This window comes from Rugamonas sp. FW305-51 (genome assembly GCF_058786935.1).
Map to the genome: position 1 here is coordinate 1 of NZ_JBYSZG010000112.1, position 1,415 is coordinate 1,415.

The 1,415-nt window shown below is 66.3% G+C and carries 1 protein-coding gene; it reads right to left on the reverse strand.

Annotated features, from left to right (window positions below; all coding sequences use genetic code 11):
• A partial coding sequence (locus AC3WOS_RS28505) for a hypothetical protein (RefSeq protein WP_492720695.1) occupies positions 1-1,415 on the reverse strand: 1,415 nt, incomplete at both ends.

Genomic DNA, 1,415 nt, shown 5'->3' on the forward strand with positions numbered 1-1,415 from the left:
GGAGCGATGGTCAGCGCGAAACCGGGCACGTCGGGCAGGTTCAAGGTCCCGCCCGTGGTTTCGTCAACGCAAACGCGATCGTTGGGATGCAGTTCCGGCAGGAAGATCGGCATGCCCAGCGTGTTGTTCTGGCCCGACACCGTGACCATATCGAATTCCAGTGTCGGCCAGGTCCCGCTGCGCGCCGCCGTGCCGCCGTCGGCCATGAGCTTGAATATGCCGACCGGCACTGGCTGCATGACGAATTGCCCCTGCGCGTCGGTCTGCACGGGCGCCGCCATTTCCTGCGGTATGTTGCTGCGGTTGCCTTGGGTGATCTGCAGCAGCCGCATGGTCACGCCGGGTATCGGGTTGTTGCTGTTGTCCAGAACGACGCCCGAGATGCGGGTCTGCGCGGCCGGACCCGGCACCAGGGCGTTGGCGGCGAAGGCTGCGCCGTAGCCGGTACTGCCGGCGTAGTTGACTTCCACGACATTGTTGTTCACGCCCTGATCGGGTCCCAGTATCAGCGTCGCGGCGACACGGCCGTCGCTGTCGCTGGTGGTCTGGTAGGTGCCCAGGCGTGCCGCGCCAAAGCCGCCGCCGCCGTCTTTCACTTCGAATGTGACGGGGATGCCCGCGAGGCGGTTATGGTTGGCGTCGGTGACGATGGCGATGAAAGGGAAGGGCAAGGCCTGGCCGACGACGCCGGTCTGGTTGTTGCCGGAGTCGACGACCATCAGCCTGGCGCCCCCCGGTGTGCCCGTGGCGACGAAATCGACGGTGGCCTGCATGCCTGCGGTACTGGCTTCAACCAGATTACCCGCGCCGGCGCGGGTGCCCAAGCGGAAGTACACTTGCGCCTTGCCTTCGCCGTCGGTGTTGACGGCCAGCGCGGAAAGGCCATTGCCGGGCGCCGTGCTGGCGGCGACCGTGCCGTCCAGGCCGATGACGCGGAATATGACCGGTTTGTTGGACAGTGGCGCACCTTGCTCGGTTGTCAGCGCCACAATCAACGGTGCTGCCAGCAGTGTCGCGACAGGAGCACGCTGGTTGTTCCCGGACACCAGCCGCAAGCCGCCTGGCGTTGGCCGCCGCGTCACGTTGATATTGGCGGTGGCCCGATTGCCGGCACGGTCGGTGGCAACCGCCTGCACGGCGTTGGCGCCGATTTCCAGCGGCACGTCGCGCGCCACAAAGCTGCGGTTCAGGACGTCGGCGGCGATCCCGTTTACGGTGACAGTCGCCTGTTGCGGGTTGACCGTGCCGACCACGATATCGTTGATCATGCCGCTGACCGTGACGTTGGCCGCGCTGGTGCTGGCGTTGGCGGCAGGGGAGTAGATCTCGATCTTCGGCGCCGTCGTATCGAGCGTGACCAGGATGCTGCTGGTAGTCGTGCTGCCACCGCCGTTGGTGGCCACCGCCGTGATGGT